Source organism: Castellaniella sp. S9 (genome assembly GCF_027257175.1).
Classification (GTDB): domain Bacteria; phylum Pseudomonadota; class Gammaproteobacteria; order Burkholderiales; family Burkholderiaceae_B; genus Castellaniella.
Genome location: NZ_JAPFGD010000004.1, coordinates 153655 through 171713, shown reverse-complemented (window position 1 = coordinate 171713; position 18059 = coordinate 153655). Strand labels below are relative to the sequence as shown.

At 67.3% G+C, this 18059-nt stretch carries 12 protein-coding genes; 6 read left to right on the top strand and 6 right to left on the bottom strand.

The window, feature by feature from the left end:
* Positions 1 to 2: 2 nt before the first annotated feature.
* From narH to serA, 4 genes are all read right to left on the bottom strand, one after another.
* Positions 3 to 1547, bottom strand: a complete 1545-nt coding sequence (narH, locus tag OOZ48_RS07800) for a nitrate reductase subunit beta (protein ID WP_269497078.1) — start codon at positions 1545 to 1547, stop codon at positions 3 to 5.
* A gap of 11 nt (positions 1548 to 1558) precedes the next feature.
* Entirely contained in the window at positions 1559 to 5314 is a 3756-nt protein-coding gene (locus tag OOZ48_RS07795) for a nitrate reductase subunit alpha (protein WP_269497077.1), read from the bottom strand.
* 41 nt (positions 5315 to 5355) lie between these two features.
* Positions 5356 to 6762, bottom strand: coding sequence for a NarK family nitrate/nitrite MFS transporter (locus tag OOZ48_RS07790; RefSeq protein WP_269497076.1), 1407 nt, complete (start codon positions 6760 to 6762; stop codon positions 5356 to 5358).
* A 243-nt stretch (positions 6763 to 7005) separates the two neighbouring features.
* Complete coding sequence (gene serA, locus OOZ48_RS07785; protein WP_269497075.1) at positions 7006 to 8205, bottom strand: phosphoglycerate dehydrogenase; 1200 nt, start codon at positions 8203 to 8205, stop codon at positions 7006 to 7008.
* Positions 8206 to 8402: 197 nt separating this feature from the next.
* On the opposite strand from serA, the gene OOZ48_RS07780 reads away from it, so the two are divergent.
* From OOZ48_RS07780 to ovoA, 4 genes are all read left to right on the top strand, one after another.
* Positions 8403 to 9995, top strand: a complete 1593-nt coding sequence (locus tag OOZ48_RS07780; protein ID WP_269497074.1) for a flavin monoamine oxidase family protein — start codon at positions 8403 to 8405, stop codon at positions 9993 to 9995.
* Between the two features lie 2 nt (positions 9996 to 9997).
* Positions 9998 to 10429 (top strand): c-type cytochrome, encoded by a 432-nt coding sequence (locus OOZ48_RS07775; RefSeq protein ID WP_269497073.1) that lies wholly within the window; start codon positions 9998 to 10000, stop codon positions 10427 to 10429.
* 145 nt (positions 10430 to 10574) lie between these two features.
* A complete protein-coding gene (locus OOZ48_RS07770) occupies positions 10575 to 11285 on the top strand; it encodes a ferredoxin--NADP reductase (protein ID WP_269497072.1) in 711 nt (236 codons plus the stop codon).
* A gap of 66 nt (positions 11286 to 11351) precedes the next feature.
* Entirely contained in the window at positions 11352 to 13553 is a 2202-nt protein-coding gene (gene ovoA / locus OOZ48_RS07765) for a 5-histidylcysteine sulfoxide synthase (RefSeq protein ID WP_269497071.1), read from the top strand.
* Between the two features lie 28 nt (positions 13554 to 13581).
* On the opposite strand, the gene OOZ48_RS07760 is transcribed toward ovoA, so the two are convergent.
* On the bottom strand, positions 13582 to 14460 hold the full coding sequence (locus OOZ48_RS07760; RefSeq protein ID WP_269497431.1) for a DMT family transporter: 879 nt from the start codon (positions 14458 to 14460) through the stop codon (positions 13582 to 13584).
* Positions 14461 to 14588: 128 nt separating this feature from the next.
* On the opposite strand from OOZ48_RS07760, the gene OOZ48_RS07755 reads away from it, so the two are divergent.
* Both OOZ48_RS07755 and OOZ48_RS07750 read left to right on the top strand, forming a co-directional pair.
* On the top strand, positions 14589 to 16013 hold the full coding sequence (locus OOZ48_RS07755; protein WP_269497070.1) for an aminotransferase-like domain-containing protein: 1425 nt from the start codon (positions 14589 to 14591) through the stop codon (positions 16011 to 16013).
* 78 nt (positions 16014 to 16091) lie between these two features.
* On the top strand, positions 16092 to 16895 hold the full coding sequence (locus OOZ48_RS07750) for a uracil-DNA glycosylase (RefSeq protein WP_269497069.1): 804 nt from the start codon (positions 16092 to 16094) through the stop codon (positions 16893 to 16895).
* Here OOZ48_RS07750 and OOZ48_RS07745 read toward each other — a convergent pair.
* Positions 16883 to 18049 (bottom strand): GGDEF domain-containing protein, encoded by a 1167-nt coding sequence (locus OOZ48_RS07745; RefSeq protein ID WP_269497068.1) that lies wholly within the window; start codon positions 18047 to 18049, stop codon positions 16883 to 16885. The two genes, OOZ48_RS07750 and OOZ48_RS07745, sit on opposite strands and share 13 nt — an antisense overlap.
* Positions 18050 to 18059: the final 10 nt, after the last annotated feature.

Here is an 18059-nt window from a genome sequence, read left to right as displayed (position 1 = left end):
CCTCATGCGGTCCGCGCGGGATCGAGGAACACGACCGTGGGCTTGCGGCCCTTGCGCGGCTTGGGGCCGAACAGGGATCCGCCCGAGGCTCCGTCCGAACAGCCGTTGCCGAACGTGAAGCCGCAGCCGCCGCGCAGGTCGAAGGCATCCTCGGCCGATTCGCGATGCGCGGTGGGCACCACGAAGCGATCCTCGTAGTCGGCGATCGCCAGGTAGCGGTACATGTCCTCGACCTGCGCGAGCGACAGGCCGACCTGCTCGAGGATGTCGAGGCGCTCCTGGCCGTCGACGGTGCGCGCCCGCATGAAGGCGCGCATGCCCAGCAGGCGCTCGAGCGCCCGGGCGATCGGCGCCTCGTCGCCCGCCGTCAACAGGTTGGCGAGATAGCGCAAGGGGATGCGCAGCGATTGCACGTCCGGGATCTGGCCAAAGCTGCCGATCTGGCCGCTGTTGGCCGCGGACTGGATCGGCGAGAGCGGCGGCACATACCAGACCATGGGCAGGGTCCGGTATTCGGGATGCAGAGGGAAGGCGATCCGCCAATCGACGGCCATCTTGTAGACCGGCGAATGGCGCGCGGCGATCAGCCAGTTCTCGGGGATGCCGTCGGCCAGCGCCTGGCGGATGACCTCCGGGTCCTCGGGGTCCAGGAACAAGTCGAGCTGGGCCTGATAGAGATCCTTTTCGTCCGCGACGCTGGCGGCCGCCTCGATGCCGTCGGCATCGTACAGCAGCACGCCCAGGTAGCGGATGCGGCCCACGCAGGTCTCGGAACAGACCGTCGGCATGCCGGCCTCGATGCGGGGGTAGCAAAAGATGCACTTTTCGGCCTTGCCGGATTTCCAGTTGTAGTAGATCTTTTTATAGGGACACCCCGAGATGCACATGCGCCAGCCGCGGCACTTGTCCTGATCGATCAGTACGATCCCGTCCTCGGCGCGCTTGTAGATCGAGCCCGACGGGCAGCTGGCCACACAGGTCGGATTGAGGCAGTGCTCGCACAGGCGCGGCAGGTACATCATGAAGGTGTTTTCGAATTGGCCGTAGATGTCCTTCTGGACCGCCTCGAAGTTGTAGTCCTTGGAACGCTTGGCGAACTCGCCGCCGAGGATTTCCTCCCAGTTGGGCCCCCATTCGATCTTGTCCATGCGCTGGCCGCTGATCAGCGAGCGCGGCCGCGCCGTGGGCGGCGTCTTGCGTTCGGGCGCGTTTTGCAGATAGTCGTAATCGTAGGTGAAGGGCTCGTAGTAGTCGTCGATCAGCGGCAGGTTGGGATTGGCGAAGATCCGCGACAATAGTTTCAGGCGGCCGCCCTGGCGCGGTTCGATCCGCCCGTTGGCGCGGCGCCGCCAGCCGCCGTTCCAGCGGTCCTGGTTCTCCCATTCCTTGGGATAGCCCACCCCTGGTTTTGTCTCTACGTTGTTGAACCATGCGTATTCCATGCCCTCGCGGGACGTCCACACGTTCTTGCAGGTGATCGAACAGGTGTGGCAGCCGATACACTTGTCCAGGTTCAGGACCATGGCGACTTGCGCGCGAATTTTCATGCAACCCTCCCTCAAGCCTGAGACTGCACGGACAGTTCGTGCGTGTCGTCCATCCAGTCGATCTCGCGCATCTTGCGCACCACGACGAATTCGTCGCGGTTGGAGCCGACGGTGCCGTAGTAATTGAAGCCATAGGACAGGTGCGCATAGCCGCCGATCATGTGCGTGGGCTTGAGCACCGTGCGTGTCACCGAATTGTGGATGCCGCCGCGCCCCTTGGTGATCTCGGACCCGGGGATGTGCACCAGTTTTTCCTGTGCGTGGTACATCATCGTCATGCCCTCGGGCACGCGTTGGCTGACCACCGCGCGCGCCACCAGCGCGCCGTTGACGTTGAAGACCTCGATCCAGTCGTTGTCGACGATGCCGGCCTTGGCGGCGTCGATCTCGGACATCCAGACGATGGGGCCGCCGCGCGACAGCGTCAGCATGATGAGGTTGTCGGAATACGTCGAGTGGATCCCCCATTTCTGGTGCGGCGTAATGAAATTCAGCACCACCTGCGGATTGCCGTTGCTGAACTTCTTTTCGAGCATGGGGCGTATGGTCTTGGTGTCGATCGGCGGGCGATAGACGCACAGGGATTCGCCGAAATCCCGCATCCAGGGGTGGTCCTGGTAGAGTTCCTGACGACCGGTGAGGGTGCGCCAGGGGATCAGTTCGTGCACGTTGGTATAGCCCGCGCTGTAGCTGACCTTGTCGGACTCCAGACCCGACCAGGTGGGCGAGGACAGGATCTTGCGCGGCTGGGCGAGCAGGTCGCGAAAGCGGATTTTTTCGTGCTCGCTGGAGCGCGCCAAGTGGGTGTGGTCGCGGCCGGTGATCTTCGAGAGCGCGGCCCAGGCCTTGACCGCGACGTGGCCGTTGGTCTCCGGGGCAAGCGCCAGGATGGTTTCACAGGCGTCGATGTCCGAATCGATGCGCGGCTGACCCTGGCTGACGCCCTCCGCGCGCTCGCGCCTGTTCAGGTCGCCGAGGAACCCGACCTCGTCCTTGGTGTCCCAGGCGATGCCCTTGCCCCCGTTGCCCAGGGTCTCGGCCAGCGGCCCCAGGGCGGTATAGCGCTGGTACACGTTGGCATAGTCGCGGTTCACGACCATCAGGTTCGGCATGGTCTTGCCGGGGATGGGCTCGCATTCGCCCTTGCGCCATTCGCGCACCTCGAAGGGGTCGGTGAGTTCGCCCGGGGAATCGTGCTGCATGGGCTGCATCACCAGGTCCTCGTTGTCCAGCCCCGCCCCGGCGGCGAGTTCAGAGAATTTCCGCGCCAGGTCCTTGTAGATTTCCCAGTCGCTGCGCGATTCCCAGATCGGATCGACGGCCGCGGACAGCGGGTGGATGAACGGATGCATGTCCGAGGTGTTGAGGTCGTTCTTTTCATACCAGGTCGCGGTCGGCAGCACGACGTCGGAGTACAGGCAGGTCGTGGACATGCGGAAGTCCAGCGTCACCAGCAGGTCGAGCTTGCCCTGCGGCGCCTCGTCGTGCCAGGCGACCTCCAGCGGCTTGGCGCCGCCGTCCTCGCCCAGGTCCTTGCCCTGCACGCCGTGCTGGGTGCCCAGCAGGTGCTTGAGGAAGTACTCATGGCCCTTGCCCGAGGAACCCAGGATGTTCGAGCGCCAGACGAACATATTGCGCGGGAAGTTGTCGGGATGGTCGGGATCCTCGCAGGCGAATTTCAGGCGGCCCTCGCGCAGGCCCTGCACCACGTACTCGCGGGGATCGACGCCCGCGGCGCGCGCCTCGCGCACCACGGCCAGCGGGTTGGCCTGCAGCTGGGGCGCGGTCGGCAGCCAGCCCATGCGCTCGGCGCGCACGTTCATGTCGATCAGGCTGCCCTCGTAGCGCGCCGGATCGGCCAGCGGCGACAGCAGTTCGGGCACCCGCAGCTGCTCGTAGCGCCATTGGTCGGTGTGCGCGTAAAAGAACGAGGTGCCGTTCATGTGGCGCGGCGGGCGCAGCCAGTCCAGCGCGAAGGCCAGCATCGTCCAGCCTGTCTGGGGACGGAGCTTTTCCTGGCCCACGTAGTGGCACCAGCCGCCGCCGGACTGGCCCACGCAGCCGCACATGGACACCAGGTTGATGATGCCGCGGTAGGCCATGTCCATGTGGTACCAGTGGTTCAGGCCGGCGCCCAGGATGACCATGGACTTGCCCCGGGTCTTGTCGGCGTTCTCGGCGAACTGGCGCGCCACGGTGATGACGTCGGCGCGCTTGACGCCGGTGATGCGCTCCTGCCAGGCCGGGGTGTAGGGCACGTCGTCGTCGTAGGACGCGGCCGCGTTCTCGCCGCCCAGGCCGCGGTCGATGCCGTAGTTGCCGACGAACAGGTCAAAGACCGTCGCCACCAGCACCTCGCCCTCGACGGTGAGGATGCGCCGCGCCGGCAGGTTGCGCACCAGCACCTCGTCGTGATCGGTGCCCTGGAAATAATCGTGGTGCCGGCCGCCGAAATACGGGAAGGCCACCGGCACCACCTCGTCCTGCGCGCCCAGCAGCGTCAGGCGCGGCTGGACCTCGTGGCCGCGCGCATCCTTCAGTTCGAGGTTCCACTTGCCGGCGTCGCCGCCCTCGGCCTGCCCCCAGCGAAAGCCGATCGAACCCTGCGGCACGATGATCTCGCCCGTGCGCTCGTCATAGGCGACGGTCTTCCATTCGGGGTTGTTGTCCTGGCCCAGGCGGTCTGGGAAATCCGAGGCGCGCACCATGCGCTCGGGCACGTAGCGATCGCCCTGGCGCACCAGGCGCACCAGGAACGGCATGTCGGTGTACTGGCGGCAATAGCCGTCGAAATAGGCGCTGCGGCCGGCGAGGTGGAATTCCTTGAGGATGACGTGGCCCATGGCCAGCGCCAGCGCCGCGTCCGTGCCTTGCTTGGGGTGCAGCCAGATGTCGCCGAACTTGGCCCCCTCGGAATAGTCCGGAAACACCGACACCACCTTGGCGCCGCGATAGCGCGCCTCGACCATGAAGTGCGCGTCCGGCGTGCGGGTCTGGGGCACGTTCGAGCCCCACAGCATGATGAAGCTGGAGTTGTACCAATCGGCCGATTCACTGACGTCGGTCTGCTCGCCCCAGGTCTGCGGGCTGGACGGCGGCAGGTCGCAGTACCAGTCGTAGAAGCTCAGCACCGTGCCGCCCAGCAGCGACAGGTAGCGGCTGCCCGAGGCGTAGGACACCATCGACATGGCGGGGATCGGCGAGAAGCCCGCGATCCGGTCCGGCCCGTAGCGCTGGATGGTGTAGACATTGGCCGCGGCGATGATCTCGTTGACCTCGTCCCAGTCCGAACGCACGAAGCCGCCCAGCCCGCGCATGGTCTTGTACTGCGCGGCGCGCTCGGGGTCGGTGACGATGGCCTCCCAGGCGCGCACCGGATCGAGGCTCTGGCGCTGCTCGCGCCAAAGCCGCGCGAGCCGGCCGCGGATCATGGGGTACTTGACGCGATTGGCGCTGTACAGGTACCACGAGAAGGTGGCGCCGCGCGGACAGCCGCGGGGCTCGTGGTTGGGCATGCCGGGCCGTGTCCGGGGGTAGTCGGTCTGCTGGGTTTCCCAGGTGACGATCCCGCCCTTGACGTAGATCTTCCAGGAACAGGATCCCGTGCAGTTGACCCCATGGGTGGAGCGGACGATCTTGTCGTGCTGCCAGCGATTGCGGTAGGCGTCCTCCCAGGTCCGGTCCTCGCGGACCACGCTGCCGTGGCCATTGGAAAACGGCTCGGACCTGCGGCTGAAGTATTTGAGGCGATCGATGAAATGGCTCACGGTTAGTCGCTCCTTGAATCACGATGTGGGCACCGGCTGTGTCAGCAGGGCACCTCGGCGCCCCGCCGGGCGTAATACCACCAGGTCACCAGGATGGAAACCACATAGAACACCACGAAGAACACCAGGGCCGCAAAGGGCGAACCGGTCAGTTCGATCGAGGTGCCGAAGCTCTTGGGGATGAAGAACCCGCCATAGGCGCCCATCGCGCCGCTGAATCCCAGCACGGCGGCCGATTCGCGCCCGCCTTCGGTTTCGGCCTGCTCGCCGGACAGCCGGCGGTGGGCCAGGGTGTTGAAGATCGGCGGAATCATGGCAAAGGTCGAGCCGTTGCCGATGCCCGACAGGAAGAACAGCAGCAGAAAGGCCATCAGGAAGCCGCCGAAACTGCCCGGCGACCCGCCGCCGGGCAGCGCGGACATCACGCCGAGGACCCCCACGGCCATCAGCGCGAAAGTCCAGAACGTGACGCGGGCGCCGCCGATGCGATCCGAGAGCCAGCCGCCGAAAGGCCGGGCCAGCGCCCCCACCAGCGGCCCCAGCCAGGCATACTGCAGCGGCCGGACCTCGGGGTAGAGGAGTTTGATCAATAGCGGAAAGCCCGCCGAGAACCCGATGAACGAACCGAAGGTCCCCAGGTACAGGAAGCACATGATCCAGTTGTGCTTGCGCCGGAAGATCACCGCCTGCTCGGAAAACGAGGCCTTGGCGTCGGCGATGTCATGCATGGCCACCCAGGCCATCATCGAGACGATGATGATGAAGGGCACCCAGATGAAGGCCGCGTTCTGGGCCCAGACCTCGATGGGCCCGCCGTGCATGCCCGAGAGCCGCGCCTGCTGCGGGCCGCCGGCCCAGGGGCCCAGCATGCCGATGGTGATGACGATGGGCGCAAGGAATTGCACCGAGGACACGCCCAGGTTCCCCAGGCCCGCATTCAGTCCCAGGGCAGAGCCCTTGCGTTCCTTGGGAAAGAAAAAGCTGATGTTCGCCATCGACGACGAGAAATTCCCGCCACCCAGCCCGCACAGCAAGGCCAGGACCAGCATCGTCGAATAGGGCGTATTCGGGTCCTGGACCGCAAGGCCCACGCCGATCGTGGGCAGCAGCAGGCTGGCCGTGGTGAGCGCCGTCCAGCGCCGCCCGCCGAACACCGGCACCATGAAGGAATAGAAGATCCGCAGCGTGGCCCCTGAAAGCGCCGGCAGGGCCGCGAGCCAGAAGAGCTGGTTTTCCGTGTATTGGAAGCCGAGGTTGGGCAGGTTGACGGCGACGACGCTCCACATCTGCCAGACGGCGAAAGCCAGGAACAGCGCGGGGATGGAGACCCAGAGATTGACGTTCGCGATCGCATGGCCTTCCCGGATCCAGAAGGCGCGATCCTCGGGTGTCCAGACCGTCAGCAGCCGCTTGCCGCGAAGCGCCTTGAAGGAGGAAGGCTGGTCCATGCGCGCTCCTTTTCAGATGATTTCTCACCATAACCCCTGCTCGCAGGCAGGGTACTGACCTAGATCAACACGCCCGGACGCGAACCGGGCAAGCACGAGGAACAGGAAGGTCAGGAAGCAGGAGCGCCCAGTATAGGGCTGCTGTGGGGGAATGCATACCCCCGGCGGACGGCCTCAGCCGGCGCGCGGGGAGAGACGATACGGGCGCGGTCCAGCGCGCCGGCGTGGCGCGCTGGGCAGGCCTCAGATCAGATTGCAGCGTATCGTGATGGGATGGGCGCGCAGGCCCTCGATCACCTGGTCGGTAACGTCGCCGTCGACGTCGGTGATGGCATAGCCGATCTTGCCGCGGGTCTGGAGCTGCTGGCTGACGATGTTCAGGCCGTATTCGCCCATCAGGTTGCTGAGCGCGCCCATGGCACCGGGCACGTTCTGGTGGATGTGGATGATGCGGGCGGCGCCGGCCTGCTCGTGGTATGAGATCTCGGGGAAGTTCACCGTGCCCTTGGTGGTGCCGCTGGTGATGAAGCGCTTGAGTTTTTCCGCGACCTCGCGGCCGATGTTTTCCTGGGATTCCTGGGTGCTGCCACCGATGTGCGGGGTCAGGATCACGTTCTGCATGCCGCGCAGGGGGCTGTCCAGCGCCTCGTCGCGGCTTTTGGGCTCGACCGGGAACACATCGATGGCCGCGCCCGACAGGTGGCCGGATTTCAGCGCCCGGTGCAGGGCGGGGATGTCGACCACCGTGCCGCGCGACGCATTGATGAGGATGGCGCCGGGTTTCATGGCGGCGATCGCCTCGGCGTCGATCAGGTTGGCGGTGTCCTTGCCGCCGGGCACGTGCAGCGTCACCACGTCGGCCTGGGCGAGGAATTTTTTCAGCGACGAGGTGGCGTGCGCATTGCCCAGGGGCAGCTTGGCCTCGATGTCGTGGTAGAGCACGCGCATGCCGGCGGACTCGGCCAGGATGCCGACCTGCGAGCCGATATTGCCGTAGCCGACGATCCCGAGGGTCTTGCCGCGCGCCTCGTAGGCGCCGTCGGCGGTCTTGTCCCAGTACCCCTCGTGGACGCGGGCGTTCTTTTCGGGGATGCGGCGCAGCAGCAGGATGGCCTCGCCCAGCACCAGCTCGGCCACCGAGCGCGTGTTGGAAAACGGCGCGTTGAACACCGGAATGCCCTTGAGCGCAGCCGCCTCGAGATCGACCTGGTTGGTGCCGATGCAGAAGCAGCCGACCACCCGCAGGTCGACCGCCTCGGCGAAGACCGCCTGGTCGAGCTGCGTGCGCGAGCGGATTCCCGCCACATGGGCGCCGCGCAGCGCCTCGCGCAGTTCCGTCCCGGTGAGCGCGCCGGGATAGGTGACCACCTCGTCGAAACCCGAGGCCACGAATACCTCTTTGGCACTGGGGTGAATGTTTTCGAACAAGACGATCCGGGTCATAAGGCGTTCCATCAAGCAAAAGGGGAAACGAGTATTGTGACGCATTTCCGTATCGCAGTCAGGGTCATCCCTGATGCCGCAGGGGTCAAAACGCGGTGTTTCCAGCACGTTCACAGCTGGATCATCCGGCCTCGTTATGTTACTAATGTTACTAATTCAGGTTTCAAGTATATGGCCTAGCGTCTTTTGGAGTGACCATGACAATGCCTACGTCTCCGACCCGCCGCCAGTTGCTCAAGACCATCGGGCTGACAGCGGGCGCGGCAGCCATGTACCATGCCATGACCGCGCTCGGGCATGCGCAGGAATCGACATTTTCGGGGCCTCCCGCGCTGTCCCCGGCCAAGCCGGGCTCCAAGGTCCTGATCCTCGGCGCCGGGCTGTCGGGACTGCTGTCCGCCTATGAACTGCGCAAGGCCGGCTACGAGGTCGAGATCCTCGAATACCAGAACCGCTCCGGTGGACGCAACTGGACCTTGCGAGGCGGGGACACCTATACCGAGTTGGGCGGCGCCACCCAGAAAATCACGTTCGCCGAGGGCAATTATTTCAATCCCGGCCCGTGGCGCATCCCGCACCACCATCGCGCGGTGCTGCACTATTGCAAGGCGCTGGGGGTGCCGCTCGAGGCGTTCATCCAGTTCAACCACAACGCCTACTTCCACAGCACGCAGGCGTTCGGCGGCCGGCCGCAACGCCTGCGCGAGGTCTGGTCGGACATGCAGGGCCAATTGACGGAACTGCTGGCCAAGGCCGTCAACAACGAGCAATTGGACTTGCCCGTGGGCGTCGAGGACCGCGACCAATTGCTGCAGGCCCTGCAGGGATGGGGCCTGCTGGACGCCGACTACCGCTATCGTTCCAGCCTGCAGACGGCCGTGCGCCGGGGCTACCGGCACGCGCCCGGCGGTGGGCGCCAGGGCGCACCCGAGCCCGGACCGCTGCTGGACCTGGCCGATCTGCTGCACCCCTCGGTCTGGCAGGGCCTGAATGCGCAACTGGTCTACAACGCGCAGCCCACCATGTTCCAGCCCGTGGGCGGCATGGACCAGATCAGCCGGGGCTTCGTCCGCGCCCTGAACGGCGTGCCCATACGCCATAACGCGCGCGTCACCCGCATCGCCCAGGACGAGCGGCAGGTCACGGTGACTTACGAGGATACGCAGGGCGGCGGCACCGCGCAGCGCAGCGCCGACTGGTGCATTTGCACCCTGCCGCTGACCGTCCTGGGCCAGATCGAGGTGCAGGCCTCCCAAGCCATGCTCTCGGCGATTCGCGCCGTGCCTTATTCCTCCTATACCAAGATCGGGCTCGAGTTCCGCCGGCGTTTCTGGGAAGAAGACGACGCCATTTACGGCGGCACCTCGATCACCGACCAGGAGATCCAGCTGATCTCGTACCCCAACGACCGATTCATGTCGGACGGGCCGGCGGTCCTGCTGGCCGCGTATGCCACGGCGGTCCCCGGCGGCCTCAACCTGACCGGCATGAGTCCCGCCGAACGCATCGAAGCCGCGCTCAGCCAGGGGGAAAAAATCCATCCGCAGTACCGCAAGGAATTCCTCAGCGGCGCCTCGGTCGGCTGGCACCGGGTGCCCTGGATGCTCGGCTGCCGGGCACGCTGGTCCGAGGAGGCCCGCAAGACGCACTACGCGGCGCTGGCGACGATGGATGGGCGCATCGCCCTGGCGGGCGACCACGTGTCCTATACCCCCGGCTGGATGGAGGGCGCCCTGCAATCGGCGCTGGATACTCTGCAGCAGCTTCATCAACGCGCACAGGCGGCTTGATCATGAACATTTCCCCGACATTCCGACGGCGGCTCGCGGCGGGCCTGGCCTGCAGTCTGTGGGCCGCGATATCCTGGGCCGACGGCGATTCCAGCAGCCACCTGGGCGGCGACCCGTCGCTGCGTCCCGCCCTCGACGGGGCGCAGGTCTACCGGCACTATTGCATGGCCTGCCACATGGCCGATGGCCAGGGGGCGCAAGGGGCGGGCCGGTACCCGGCCCTGGCGGACAATCCCCGGCTGGCCGCGCCGGGCTATCCCATCTATGTCGTGCTGAACGGCCAGGGCGCCATGCCGTGGTTCAACGGCATGCTCAAGGATGAGGAGATCGCCAACGTCGTCACGCATATCCGGACGCATTTCGGGAATGCGTACACCGAGCCGGTCAAGGTCGAGGAAGTCACCGGGATGCGCGGGCCCGTTCCCCACGAGTAGCGCGGCGCGCACCCGCGCCGCCCGGGGCGTATCATGACCGGGAACGCCGGACGTCCGGTCCGCATCTCATGGACCGAGGGCGCAAACGGCGGCGTCGCGCTGAGGCGGCGCCGGCCCGCATGCGGCCCACTTTCCAGGAGCCCCCATGCCCACCTACGACACCCGCCTGATCGATCGCGCCACCGTGGCCCGCGACACCGAGGCCTTCCGGTTCGCCAAGCCGGAGGGCTTTGCCTTCGTGCCGGGACAGACGATATCGCTGGCGCTGCCGCAGGCGGACGCCGACGCGCCGCCGCTGAAGCACACCTTCTCGCTGGTCAGCGCGCCGCACGAGGACACGCTCTGCATCGCCACCCGCATGCGCGACACGCCCTTCAAGCAGGCGCTGGCCGCGCTGGTGCCGGGAGCGGCGGCGCGATTCAGCGGCCCCTACGGCAAGCTGACGCTACCCGAGACCGCCGGGCGGCCGCTGGTCCTGCTGGCCGGGGGGATCGGCATCACGCCCTACATGAGCATGCTGCGCCACGCCACGCATGCGGGCACGCCTCATCGCTTCGTGCTGCTGTATTCCAACCGCCGCGCCGGGGATGCGGCGTTTCTCGACGAACTGCGCGAACTCACGCGCCTGAATCCGCAGGTGCGCCTGCTGGCGACCTTCACCGCGCCCGACGAACGCCATGAGGGCCTGCACGGCCGGATCGACGCGGCCGCCGTGCGCCGGGCGGCCGACGGCCTGAGCGATCCCTGGATCTACATCACGGGCTCGCCCGGCATGATCGAGGCGCTGGGCGAGGCGCTGGCCGCGGCCGGCATGCCCGAGGCTTCCATCCGCAGCGAGGGTTTCTATGGATACTGACCGGGCATGGCGCCTCGCGCGCAGACGGGTGTACCCTAAACAGGATATGACCGTCCCCCACGAACCATGACCACCGCCCCTGAACCCGCCCCCGAATCCGCCATGTCCTCGACCGCAGCCCCCGCGAATCCCGCCGCCAACGCCCCCGGGACGGCCTCCCCGCCGCGCTTCTCGCGCACGCCGGACCTGGCCGACCCGGACGTCCAGCGGCTGCGGGTCACGATCCGCCATTATTTCCTCGACACCTTCGACCGCTACGAGTCGCTGTTCGAGTGCCTGGCCTCGGAGGAGGCCTACACGATCAAGCCGATCGCGCTGCGCCATCCGCTGATCTTCTATTTTGGCCATACGGCGACGTTCTTCGTCAACAAGCTGCTGCTCACGCGCATGATCGACCGCCGCCTGGATCACCGGCTGGAGTCGATGTTCGCCGTCGGTGTCGACGAGATGAGCTGGGACGACCTGGACGACACCCACTACGACTGGCCGACGGTGGCCGAGGTCCAGGCCTATCGCGACCGGGTGCGCGCCCTGGTCCTGGACCTGATCGATCACGCGCCCCTGCAGTCGCCCATCGATTGGGCCAACCCCTGGTGGGCGATCATCATGGGGATCGAGCATGAGCGCATTCACCTCGAGACCTCCTCGGTGCTGATCCGCCAGCACGCGCTGCACCACGTGCGCCCCTCGGCCGCCTGGGCACCCCGGGGCGACACCGCCGCGCCGGCGCCGGCCAACGCCCTGGTGCCCGTGGCCGGCGGCGCGGTATCGGTGGGCAAATCCTACGATTCGCCACAGTACGGCTGGGACAATGAATACGGCCGCCACGAGGCGCAGGTCGAGGATTTCCAGGCCAGCCGCCACCTGGTCAGCAACGCCGAGTTCCTGGCGTTCGTCGAATCCGGCGGCTACCTGAACCACCACAATTGGGGCGACGAGGGGCGCGAGTGGCTGTCGTTCAGCCAGGCGCAGCATCCGACGTTCTGGATCAAGAAAACCCAGGGCTGGGCGCTGCGGCTGATGACCGAGGAAATCCCCATGCCCTGGGCCTGGCCGGTCGAGGTCAACTACCATGAGGCCAAGGCCTTCTGCAATTGGAAGGCCTCCGAAACCGGCCAGCCCGTGCGCCTGCCCACCGAGGACGAATGGTACCGCCTGTACGATGCGGCCGGCCTGGCGGACCCGGGCGAGAGTCCCATGAATGCGAACCTGCACCTGGACCACGGGGCCTCGTCATGCCCGGTGGACACCTGGCGGCACGGCGACTGGTACGACGTGGTGGGCAATGTCTGGCAATGGACCGAAACGCCCACCTACCCCTTCGACGGCTTCGACGTCCACCCGATCTACGACGATTTCACCACGCCGACCTTCGACGGCCGCCACAACCTGATCAAGGGCGGCTCCTGGGTGTCCTGCGGCAACGAGGCGGTGCGCGCCTCGCGCTATGCCTTCCGGCGGCATTTCTTCCAGCACGCGGGCTTTCGCTACGTGGTGTCGCACGCCCCGGCGGTAGCGCCTAGCGGTTATTACGAAACCGACAAGCTGATGTCCGAGTACGCCGAATTCCATTACGGCGACGAGTATTTCGGCGTCGCGAACTTCTCGCGCACGCTGGCGGCCATGGCCATCGAGGCCATGGGACAGCGGCCTCGGCGCCGCGCCCTGGACCTGGGCTGCGCGTCCGGCCGCGCCACCTTCGAACTGGCGCGCACCTTCGATGCGGTGACCGGCGTCGATTTCTCGGCGCGCTTCATCAGCCAGGGCGTGCAGTTGATCCAGACCGGCCAATTGCGCTACACCCTGGCCGACGAGGGCGAACTGGTCCTGTACAAGGCGCGCACGCTCGCCGAGCTCGGCCTGGGCGACACGGTCGACCGCGTCGAGTTCTACCAGGGCGACGCCTGCAACCTCAAGACCCAGTTCACCGGCTACGACCTGGTGCTGGCGGCCAACCTGATCGACCGGCTATACGATCCGGCCAAGTTCCTCGACCAGATCCACACGCGCATCGTGCCCGGCGGCCTGCTGATGATCACCTCGCCCTACACTTGGCTGGAGGAGCACACGCCGCGCGCCGCCTGGATCGGCGGGTTCAAGAAGGACGCCGAGAACTACACCACGCTGGATGGCCTGCAGGACCACTTGGGGCGGCATTTCCGCCTGATCGACGGCCCCACGGAGGTGCCTTTCGTGATCCGCGAGACCCGCCGCAAGTTCCAGCACACGCTGTCCGAGGTCACGATCTGGGAACGCCTGCCCGGCTGAGGACGCGGCAGGCGGCGAGACGGCGGCGTCAGGCCTGCGCGCGCGGTGCGGCGTGGCGCTTGGCGCCCGCCACGCAGGCCACGACCAGCACCGTGACCGCCAGCATCGGCCAGGTGACCGCCTCGCCCAGCAGGGCGGCGGCCAGCATTAGGCCGAGGAAGGGCTGCAGCAGTTGCAGCTGGCCGACGGCGGCGATGCCCCCCAGGGCCAGGCCACGGTACCAGAACACAAAGCCCACCAGCATGCTGAACACGGCCACGTAACCGAGCCCCAGCCAGGCGGGCCAGCCGATGCCCGACCAGTCGGCCGGCTGCAGGACGACGCACAGGGGCAGGCTGACCGGCAGGGACACCACCAGCACCCAGCAGATCAACTGCCAGTCCCCCAGGCGCCGCGCCAGGCCCGCACCCTCGGCGTAGCCGAAGCCGCAGGCGATGATGGCGGCCAGCATCAGCAAATCGGCCCCCAGGGAGGCCGTCAGGTCCTGGCTGAGTGCAAAGCCGGCCACGCCTGCCGCCCCCAGGATCGCGAACCCCCAGAATGCCGGCGAGGGACGTTCGCCGCCGCGCACGGTGCCGAACAGCGCGGTTGCCAGTGGCAGCAGGCCGATGAAGACCAGAGAATGGGCCGAGGTGATGGTCCGCAGCGCCATGGCCGAGAACAAGGGAAAGCCCACCACGATCCCCAACGCCACGAGGACCAGCGATCCCAGGTCGCGCATGCTGGGGCGCGGGACGCGCAACGCCAGCAGCACCGCCAGCGCCAGCAGCCCGGCGATGGCGGCGCGCGCCACCGTCACGAAGACCGGATCGAAGTCCTGCACCGCCACCCGGGTGGCCGGCAGCGAGCCGCTGAAAATCGCTACGCCCACGAATCCGTTGAGCCAGCCCTTGGTCGTTTCATCCATCATCGATCCCATGCATCGCACACACGGCCGGATGGCCGCAGGCGACTATGATCGCTCGACAGACGACAGGATTCCAGATACAGTCAGTACGGTTTTCTGGAACTGTACTGATATAAAAACCCATACGGATGAACACCACCGGCATCCCCGCCAGCACCACACCCGGGCAGACCGAACGCGTCATGCAGGCAGTGCGCCAAGGCATCGCCGCGCGCCGATTGATGCCGGGTGCCCGCCTGCCTTCGCTGCGCGCCATGGCCGGCAGCCTGCAGGTCTCGAAATCCACGGTCGTCGAGGCCTACGACCGCCTGGCGGCCGACGGCACCATCCGTTCGCGCCCGGGCTCGGGGTTCTATGTCGCCGGCCACCTGGCGCCGCTGACCCTGGCGGACATCGGCCCCAGGCTGGACCGCGAGGTCGATCCGCTGTGGGTTTCGCGACAGTCCCTGGAAACCGGCGCCCGCTCGCTCAAGCCGGGCTGCGGCTGGCTGCCTGCCGATTGGATGCCGGGGGATGCCGTGCGCCGCGCGCTGCGCGCCGCGGCCCGCGCGCCCGCGGCGGCACTCAGCGACTACGCGCCGCCGCTGGGCCTGCCGGGCCTGCGCCAGCGCCTGGCGCAGCGCCTGCGCGAACGGGGCGCCGACACGCGCCCCGACCAGATCCTGCTGGCCGACTCGGGCACGCAGGCCATGGACCTGCTGTGCCGATTCCTGATCAAGCCGGGCGACACCATCCTGGTGGACGATCCCTGCTATTTCAATTTCCTTGCCCTGCTGCGCGCGCATCAGGTTCGCGCGGTCAGCGTCCCGCATACGCCCGAAGGCCCCGACCTGTCGCGATTCGCGCAGGCGCTGGCCGAGCACTCGCCGCGTCTCTACCTCACCAATTCCGGCCTGCACAATCCGACCGGCGCGACCCTGTCGCCGATCGTCGCCCACCGCGTGCTGAGGCTGGCCCAGGCCCATGATCTGGTGATCGTGGAGGACGATATCTTTGCCGATTTCGAGGCCGTCCCCTCCGCGCGGCTGGCAACCTTCGACGGACTGGACCGCGTGGTGCAGGTCGGCAGTTTCTCGAAGACGCTCTCGGCCTCGGCGCGTTGCGGCTACATCGCGGCGCGGCCGGACTGGATCGACGCCCTGGCGGACCTGCGCATCGCCACGGCGTTCTCGGGCTCCGGCCTGGGCCAGGCCCTGGTCCTCTCCATGCTGGGCGACGGCGCCTACCGCCGCCACACCGAAACCCTGCGCCAGCGCCTGGCGCAATCCATGCACCAGGCCGCGGCGCTGCTGGGCCGCCTGGGCATCGAGCCCTGGCTGGTGCCGCGCGGCGGCATGTTCCTGTGGTGCCGGCTGCCCGCCGGCGTGGACGCCGCCACGATGGCCCGCCAGGCATTGGCCAAGGGGCTGGTGCTGGCGCCCGGCAATGTCTTCAGTCTCGCGCAGTCGGCCGGGAACATGATGAGATTCAACGTCTCGCAAATGTCCGACCCGCGGCTGCCCGCCATGCTGGAACGGGCCCTGGCGTCCTGTCCGGTCCATGCGCACGCTTAAATTCAAGGCCCGCGTCGCTACAATGTCCGCAGACCCGCCACGCACAGACCCCGCCACACGCAGGCACGCCCCACCATCATGAACACTCCACCAGAATCCGCCCGCCGACCGGACGACGGGCTCGCCCAGAACGCCTTTCGCGGCGGCCTGCTCGAGCAGGTCCAAGGATTGCCCGAGGCCTGGCGCGAGGCGCTTTCGGCGCCGCACCTGCAATCCATCCTGGGCAAGCTCGATGCCATGCTCGAGCAGCGCCTGGCGCAGGGCGCGCAGATTTTTCCGCTGCGCCCGTTTCGCGCGCTGATCGAGATCCCGCCCGAGGACGTGCAGATCGTGATCGTCGGCCAGGACCCGTACCACGGGCCCAACCAGGCCCAAGGCCTGGCTTTCTCGGTGCCGGACTTCTGCCCGACACCGCCCAGCCTGCGCAATATGTTCAAGGAACTGGCCCTGGAGTACGGCGAGCCCGCCGCGCCCCAGCGCAACAGCCTGGTGCGCTGGGCGCGCCAGGGCGTGCTGCTGCTGAACACCTCGCTGACCGTCGAAGCGCACCAGCCGGCTTCGCACGCCCGCCAGGGCTGGGAACACGTCACCGACGCCCTCATCATGCGCGTGCTGCGCGAACCCCGTCCCAAGGTGCTGCTGCTGTGGGGCTCGCATGCACAGGCGCGCCAGGCGCTGCTGGAGACCCAGCCCGCGCACGGCCCGGTGCACGTGCTGCGCGCCAACCACCCCTCGCCCCTGTCGGCGCTGCGCCCGCCGCGGCCGTTCATCGGCTGCGGCCATTTTCAGGCGGCCAATGAATGGCTGCAGACCCACGGCGAGGCGGGCGTCGACTGGATGCTGGCCAGGACGCCCGCCGCGGCCCCCGGCTACGGGGGGTAGCCGAGGGCCGCGGCGGCTGCCGGCCACGCCACGACACAGTCCCGGCCCGCGGCCTTGGCGCCGTACAAGGCCTCGTCGGCCCGCACCAGGAGCCGGTCGAGCTCGTAATCCGCCTGCGCCGCCGAGGCAATGCCGATGCTGACGCTCAGTCGGCCCAGGGTATCGGTGGAATGCGCGCCCAGGCGCCCGCGGATGCGCTCGCCCAGCGTCCGCCCCTGTTCCAGATCCGCCTTCAGCGCCAGGACCACGAACTCCTCGCCGCCGATCCGGGCGCAGAGGTCGCCCGGCCGGATCGATTCCCGCAATACATCGCCGAACACCACCAGCACGCGGTCGCCCGCCACATGGCCGCACGCGTCGTTGATGCGCTTGAACCAATCCAGGTCGCACATCAGCAGGACGGCATCCCGGCGCCGGGCGCGCGCCTTGGCCAACGCCCCCGTCGCCTGGGCGAAGAACGCGCGCCGATTGCTCAGGCCCGTCAGGTCATCGTGCAGTGCCGCGTGCCGGTACTGGCGCTCGGCGCGCGCGCGCACCATCATGAGGATGACGAACGACAGGCTGACCGCGAACAGGATGCTCTCGAACATCGTCAAGGCAAATCCCGACTGGTCTGCGCCCAGAATGGGCGGCACGCGCTCCACCAGCAGGCGATAGAGATAGAACAGCATCTGCAGGCCCAGCACGACCACGGCCGGCAGCACGCCGGCCACGCCCTGCCGGCGCAGGCGCCAAGCTTCCCGCAAGGCGAGGCCCAGGTACACGTCGCAGAGGATGGAATACATCCCGATGCGCAGGGCCGAGGACTGCTGGAACAGGGGCCACAGGGAAAGCGCAACCCAGGCCAGGCTGCCGGCCAGCATCCAGGCGGGCCGCTGACGCTGCCTGGAAAATGCGCGAAAGGCCGCCCAGATCATGGCATGGGCGAAGATCAATACCGCGTTGCTGATGACCACCACGATCGCGGCCAGGTCCGGATCCGAGCGCAGCAGGCTCAGTATCAGGCCGAACGCGCTCAACAGCGCGCCGCAGGCCGTATACAACAGAGCTTGTTCACGCTGTCCCTGAAAGGCCGACACCAGCAGCAGGGCACCAAGCAGCGCCAGGACATAAGCGTCGACGACCACCAGGGTCGGAGCATCAAAATTCCGCATACGGGCGCGC